Origin of the sequence: Bradyrhizobium uaiense (genome assembly GCF_010811875.1) — a bacterium.
GTDB lineage: Bacteria > Pseudomonadota > Alphaproteobacteria > Rhizobiales > Xanthobacteraceae > Bradyrhizobium > Bradyrhizobium uaiense.
Window position 1 is genome coordinate 1 of sequence record NZ_VKHP01000364.1, and the last position, 7,161, is coordinate 7,161.

Consider the following 7,161-nt stretch of genomic DNA (forward strand, 5'->3'; position numbering starts at 1 on the left):
AAAGAGAGACCTCACATGACAAAAACCGAGACCTAGGCGGATCGCAGGTATCCGACGCACGCCCGCCGCAACATCCTGCTTGGTGGCACGACACTTGGCGCAGCATGGGCGTTGGCTTTGGCTGCTCCTATGCAGAGGGCCCGGGCACAAAGGCCAACCGCGCCGTCGGGCACGCAACCGAACATCATTCTGATCGTGTCGGATGACTTCGGTTACGGAGACGCGGGTTGCTATGGAGGCGGTGAAAATCGCGGCATGCCTACCCCCAGTCTCGATCGTCTGGCGGCTGAGGGTATGACTTTCTTTTCCTTTTACGCCCAGCCGAGTTGCACGCCGGGTCGTGCCGCGATGCAGACCGGCCGCATTCCCAACCGCAGCGGCATGACGACCGTGGCATTCCAAGGCCAGGGTGGAGGCCTTCCGGCAGCGGAGTGGACACTGGGCTCCATGCTGAAGACCGGAGGCTACAACACGTTCTTTACCGGCAAATGGCACCTCGGCGAAGCCGACTACGCGCTGCCCAATGCGCAGGGTTACGACGAGATGAAATATGCGGGGCTGTATCATCTCAACGCTTACACCTACGGCGATCCGACCTGGTTCCCAGACATGGACCCAGAGCTGCGCGACATGTTTCAGCGCGTAACGAAGGGCGCGATGTCAGGCAATGCTGGGCAGCCCGCACGCGAGGAGTTCAAGATCAACGGGCAGTATGTCAATACTCCCCAGCAAGGTGTCGTCGGCATTCCCTCCTTTGACGAATATGTGGAGAAGGCATCGATCGAGTATCTCGATAGAGCAGCCAACGCTGGCAAGCCGTTCTTCATGAGCATCAATTTCATGAAAGTGCACCAGCCCAATATGCCGGCGCCCGAGTTCCAGCTCAAGTCGCTGTCAAAGAGCAAGTACGCGGACTCGGTTGTCGAGAACGACACGCGGATTGGCCGGGTCATGGACAAGGTGCGCGCGCTCGGTCTCGACAAGAACACCTACGTCTTCTGGACAACTGACAATGGAGCTTGGCAAGATGTTTATCCTGACGCAGGCTACACGCCGTTCCGCGGCACCAAGGGCACAGTGCGCGAGGGTGGCAATCGCGTTCCATCCATCGCCTGGGGGCCGAACATCAAGTCAGGGACTAAGAATTCTGACATCGTCGGCGGCCTGGATTACATGGCCACTTTCGCCGCGCTTGCCGGCGTGAAACTACCGGCAAACGACCGCGAGGGAAAACCAATCATCTTTGACAGCTACGACATATCACCTGTGTTATTCGGTACAGGCAAGTCCGCGCGCAAATCGTGGTTCTACTTCACTGAGAATGAGTTGACGCCCGGCGCTGCGCGGGTTGGCAACTACAAGGCCGTGTTCAACTTACGCGGTGACGATGGCGCCTCAACCGGCGGGCTCGCTGTGGACTCCAACCTGGGCTGGAAGGGCGCCGAGAAGTACGTTGCAACTGTACCGCAAGTCTTCGATCTTTGGCAGGATCCCCAGGAACGCTACGACATCTTCATGAATAACTACACAGAGCGAACCTGGACGCTGGTAACAATCAGTGCGGCGATCAAGGACCTGATGAAGACATACGTGCAGTATCCGCCGCGCAAGTTGCAGAGCGAAAGCTACAGTGGTCCGATTACGCTCTCTCAGTTTGAGCGGTTCCAATATCTCCGCGATTCGCTCGCGAAGGAAGGCGTCAACATCCCGATGCCCACCGGCAACTAAAACATGGGCCAGAAGCGACGCTTGATCGGAATTTGACCTCCTGGACCGAAGTGCTGGAGGTCAATTTGACGGGGCACCATGTCGGCTTGGCCCAGAGCGGACCTTCCGGGCGACGTTGGCCGACGTCGTCTTTTGACCCCGGAGCGGACATCGTTCGTCCAACCGACTTGCGCGACCCGTTAGTGTCACTTCATCATTTCGATGTCGCCAGGCTTCCAGCTCTTGTTCAAGGCGGCTTCGGTTGGGCCGTAGAGCCTGAGGATGGCGAAGTACCCCCTGCCGGGCACCGTGGCGAGCCAGTTGCCTTGTTTGCCCGCGGGTGCTTGGGGGGAAAGGTAGACATCCGTGCTCCCATCGGCATTCTGCCCAGGTTTGTCGCGCGAGCCGAGCGACGGGAAAGGCTGGCCGTTAGCGAGACCCGACGAGTTCGCAGCATCATAGAGCGTCACCGACCAGAAGATGGCAGCAGGGATGTTGGCCGGCAGCCTCAGACGATAGTTGCCGCCGCCCGACAAGGGCGCGTCCTCGCCATCGGTGAACGCCATCAAGTAGTTCGCGCCCTTACCCGCCGTGATGGACGCCATGCCAGGGCTAACCGAGTAGTAGTTGGTGAAGAAGTTGATCCGAGCGTCGAGTGCCAGATACTCCCCGGCGGTGTTTATCCAGGACAGGTTCAATGGCCCGAAGGGCTTCGACGGCGTGCCGTCGGCGAAAGGATTGATCCAGTGACGGTCTGGATAAATCCGGTAGGAGCGGCCGCCAACGACGTCTTCAAAGCCGATGACACGACTCGTTTTGTAGGCGATCTTCGCTGCCCGATCGAGGATCTCCCGAGCGTGCGCATCGGGTGTGAACGGCTGGCCCTTGACGATGCCGATCGCCGCCAGCATGCCGAGCCAATCGGGGCCGGCGAGACTGTCGCCCTCGCTGTCCACGAGACGCTTGAGTTGATCGAAGGCGCTGCCGTCGCTGATCGGTAGCATGTTGACCGGAACGCCGGATGCGTCCGGGAATTTCATCGGCTTGGCGGCGGCCTCTCCATTCAGCGGATATATCTTGGTCCGTTCAAGGTGTACGACGGCCGGCATCAGATTGTTCGGGTCTTCATAAAACCCGCGCAGGAAGATGAAGACGTTGTTTGTCCCGGAGCGGTAGACGAAATGACCTTCCGGCACCGCTCCCTTGTAGTCGGGTGGCAACAACAGAAACTTTCCGCCCTTGCCCGCGTCCGGTCCAGCCAGGCCGACATCACCCGCGAACTCGCCACCATCGACCGGGATGGGACGCTGCCAATAGTCGAGCAGGATGCCTTGCAGTCCAGGCGGCGCTTCCATCACCAGCGGACCATCCTTGCCCAAGTCAACGTAGCTCATGGCATAGAGGACGTCGGAGTTGGGGGTCGTCACCAGGGTCTTGGCGTCGAGGCGTTTTTTCCAGATCGGCAGAACATTGTAGCCAGCGCCGAACGTCTTTTCCGACCCGACCTGCATGCCGAGCGTATTGATCAACGGCAACGCCCAGAGATAGGTCTGCGTCGCCCGTTGGAAGAGCAATTCGTCGCACAGTGTCTGCGCGGTCTCCTTCGTGGGCCGGCCTTCCGCGAACGGGAGGTTGGCGAGTTTATCGAAGCCCGTCTCCTGAGCGAGGGCCTGCGTTGCGGTTCCGCCCGTCGCAAACACGCCAAGGAGTGCAGCCGCCATGAAAGTCCGGGTGCGTTTGGTGTCCATCGTTGCCTCCGCTCCTCGATTTGTCACCTCCGTCACTTCACCTTCTCGACGTTCGGTGGCATCCAGCTTGCGTCGAGGACAGGTTGGTCGGCCCAGTAGGCGCGAAGATAGAGCGAGAACGTTCCGTTGGGGGCCGGCACCCAGTTGGCTTCCTTGTCTTTGCCGGGAGACGCCGCGCCGAAGTACAATGTGAGCGAGCCGTCCTGGTTGTGTTGCAGCGCTTTGTTCTTCGTGCCGAGCGAGTAGCGCTTGAGCGCGTTCGGATGGAACAAGTGGTATTGGTCGTATAGCGTCAGCGACCAGAAGCCTTTGACCGGCGGCAGTTGCCCCTTCGGGAAGGTGACTGAGTAGATGTTCTGACCATCGAGTTGCTGGCCCTGGCTGTCGAAGTCCCGATAGATGTACTTCGTCTCGTTAGGTCTGTTGTCGTACATGTTCGACTTGGCAGTGCCGGTCCGATTAAGATAGTCGGTGCCCCATTGCGCATTGTTCACAGGCGAATTCCAGCCGTTGCCGGCAGGCCTGCCGTTGTAGCGCCAGTGGAAAAACGGAGAAATCAGCTCATCCTCCGCCGTGACAGCGGTTTCCTTGAGGGTCTGCTTGATCGTCGGATCTTTGTCGGCGGCCTCCAGTACGCTGTCGATCCACTTGTACAGCGCTTCCTCGCCGGGAAGCGGCGGCACCTCCTTCATCACTTCGGGAAGCTGATCGAAGAAGGCCTCCGGCACGACCCACTTCGTCTCGCCTTTTTCTGACGTGTTCGGCACCGGGAAATTTGGAATTTTGCTCCAGTCCTTGGTCTTCATCTTCCCATCGAACTGGCTGAGCGGATAAAACATGATCTGGCTAAGCACCGGCTGGATGGCCTTGGTGTCCTCGGCGGTGTCGTCTTTGAAAATGCGCGGCGCGGCAAAGGCGAGGTCCGTGGAAGACCGCACCACGGCGTTGATGCCCGCCGGCGGTGCGCCTTTCCAGTTCGGCCCGACGATCAAATAGAAGCCGGGTTTCGTGCCGTAAGCCTTGCCAATTTCGCCGAACTCGTCGGTGCGTCCGTCATACAGTGCGTACACCCAGAAGCGGTCGCCGAAATCCGGCACCTGAAACACGACCGGCTCCTTGTCGAGCGCGAAGTATCCACCGCCATACACCACGTCCTGATTGGGACAGGTGATGAACGATTGGTCCGGCTGGATGTAATCGGTCAACATCGTGACTTGGCCAATAGGCGCGACAGGCACGACGCTTCCAAGGAGGCCTTGTTCAGGTGCCTTCCCGAAGGCCTCGCGACGGTTATGCGAATTAACCAGCGGCCATCCCCACAGGTAGGCCATCCGGCCGACCATCTGGACATACTCCTTGGTCATGGCGGTCCCGGGCGGCGGTCCGGGGATCTCGGCGGCAGTCGTGGGAAGCGGCACTTGCTGCGCCTGAGCACACATGGTCTCCAAGCTGAACGCGAGAGCGGCAAGCGCCGGAATGGCAACGGTCGTGATTTTCATGACTGACCTCGCCAGATGCTGGATCGAGAAGGTTTCCAAAAGCAAACCTAGCTCAATTGCCTTTGCGCGCTATGCACTTCCGGCCAGAAATGTCTCTTCCTGGCCCTCATGCGACGTACGGCGCCCGTCCGAAACCGCCTGCTTGCCGGGGTAGACCGGAAGGTGACGGACGATCTCAAAAACGGCGCTTTTGACCCTAGGCGGAAATCCTTGGTTCAACCCCGCCGCTTTGGCATAGCGGCACACTTCATCTATGATCATTTTCCGTGGATCAGCTACGGGAGGCAAAAATGAAGCGATCAATCGCCTTGTCGGCATCGCTAATTATTGGTTTCTCAGTTGGAAGCAATGGAAGCGCGAGTGCCGTAACTTACTGCCAATACGTTGGCTATCCCGCCAGTTGCGTCGTTCGGCCCGGCGTCATCGTCCCGCCATCCCGTGATGCTGGCAGAATGCCACCGTTAATTGATGCCCGCGCGAGAGGCGTTGCAAAGCAGGACCTGTTCGACAGGAATAACCCAAACAACCTGCGAACGGATTGGCCCAGTCCACCCGCTCAACCGGCCCAGTTCTGAAAGTTACGCCGCAGCGTGGTCATGGCTGTTGAGTTGTAGCAGAGCCAAATTCGCGCACGTTTCCAAACCCCTCCGTCCGAGTTTGGCCCGTGAGCGAAGTCCGGGCAACATCATCGAGCGTCGGCAGGTTGGGGTACACCTACCTTGCGCGCCGCTAGATCGACGCGATTGACCCAACTGAGAGATCAGCGGCCTGTTTTTGCTGCCGATGCCTGTTCATAGCTCTCACTCGAAAAGCGCTGGCACGCCAAGAATGAAGATGCCACCGAAGTCGCTTGGCAAGTGTGCGGTATGTCAAAATAGGTACATTGATCAGAGGTAACAGCAGAGCTAAGGTACAACCTGGAGCGTCGGCATCACCTCCGCGGCCTTTGCGATCCAAAGATTCATTGCTGTCACGCTTTTTGTCCGACCAATCACGCTTGCTGCCCGCCGCATCGTAGTTTTTGTTTTTGGGAGAGCAGAAATGGGCTGGAGTAGAGTTCTTTGCTTTACCGATCCGCTGGCGTGCCAAGCAGCCTTCCCGTATTCCGACATTGAAATACTCCCCACGACGAAAGATTTTCGGGTTGAGATGACCCAGGTCGCCCTGAGCCGGCTCTGGTTGCAACGTACTCACTTATCCTCGCCAACAGTCAGCACCGCTACAAGCAAACCCGGTCGGCGATCGATCGGCTTTCTTACCGACTCCAATTTGTCACCGTACCATCACTGTGGAATTGAGGTCATCCCCGGCGACATCATTGACAACACGCTTGAGGCTGAGCATCGACGATGCGGCTCAGGTCTTGACTACGGCGCGCTGTCCATCCCAACCGACGAGCTTGATACTGCAGTCGAAGCGATAATTGGCTGCGAGTTGATGGAGAGGTCAGAGCGGCACATTTTTCATCCGCGCCCTCAGTCGATGTCACGGCTGCTGAAGTTACACCGGGCGGTCGGACAGCTCGCACGCGACACTCCCGATATTTTGCAACTGCCCGACGTGCTTCGCGCGCTGGAGAATGAGTTAGTGCACGTCACGGTCAGATGTCTCGCTGATGCGATCGACGAAAAGACCAGCACTCGTGGGCGACGCCATGATGCGATCATCGCGCGGTTCGAAGAGTTTCTGGAGGCAAATGCCGACCGGCCGCTCTATCTCATCGAAATCTGTGCAGCTATCGGTGTCGCGGAGCGAACGCTTCGCGCCTCCTGCGAAGAGCATCTGGGCATGGGACCGATCCGTTTTCTCGCTCTCCGCCGAATGCACCTCGTGCATCGCGCGTTGCTGAGCGCGGTTCCATCGACGTCAACCGTCGCTCGGATAGCTACCGACCATGGCTTTTGGGAGCTTGGCCGTTTTGCGGTGGCTTATCGCGCCGCGTTCGGAGAGTCTCCGTCGGAGACCTTGAAGCGCCCCACGAAGCAGATTGCGATCCACCTCAATCGCCCATCATCACTCGTGGCCGCCGAAGCCAACGCATAATCTTGCAAATGGGGGAGCCTCCTTGCTGCAGGCAGGAGTCTGCTTTTGATGCTGTGGACGGCTCCTCCACGGGCACGAGAGTGCCAAGGAGTGGGCGCCGATTGAGGCTCCCACGATTCGGAGGAGCAGCCTATGCAGTCAATTTCGACGATCGGTCTGGATAT

The 7,161-nt window shown here is 58.8% G+C and carries 4 protein-coding genes; 2 read left to right on the forward strand and 2 right to left on the reverse strand.

Going from position 1 to position 7,161, the window contains the following annotated elements; all coding sequences use genetic code 11:
• The first annotated feature begins 129 nt into the window (after positions 1 to 129).
• Complete coding sequence (locus FNJ47_RS43665; protein ID WP_163162660.1) at positions 130 to 1,728, forward strand: arylsulfatase; 1,599 nt, start codon at positions 130 to 132, stop codon at positions 1,726 to 1,728.
• A gap of 185 nt (positions 1,729 to 1,913) precedes the next feature.
• On the opposite strand, the gene FNJ47_RS43670 is transcribed toward FNJ47_RS43665, so the two are convergent.
• Both FNJ47_RS43670 and FNJ47_RS43675 read right to left on the reverse strand, forming a co-directional pair.
• Entirely contained in the window at positions 1,914 to 3,428 is a 1,515-nt protein-coding gene (locus FNJ47_RS43670) for a DUF1214 domain-containing protein (RefSeq protein WP_165446134.1), read from the reverse strand.
• Between the two features lie 59 nt (positions 3,429 to 3,487).
• Complete coding sequence (locus FNJ47_RS43675; RefSeq protein ID WP_163162664.1) at positions 3,488 to 4,954, reverse strand: DUF1254 domain-containing protein; 1,467 nt, start codon at positions 4,952 to 4,954, stop codon at positions 3,488 to 3,490.
• A gap of 1,041 nt (positions 4,955 to 5,995) precedes the next feature.
• On the opposite strand from FNJ47_RS43675, the gene FNJ47_RS43680 reads away from it, so the two are divergent.
• Entirely contained in the window at positions 5,996 to 6,997 is a 1,002-nt protein-coding gene (locus FNJ47_RS43680; RefSeq protein ID WP_163162666.1) for an AraC family transcriptional regulator, read from the forward strand.
• Positions 6,998 to 7,161: the final 164 nt, after the last annotated feature.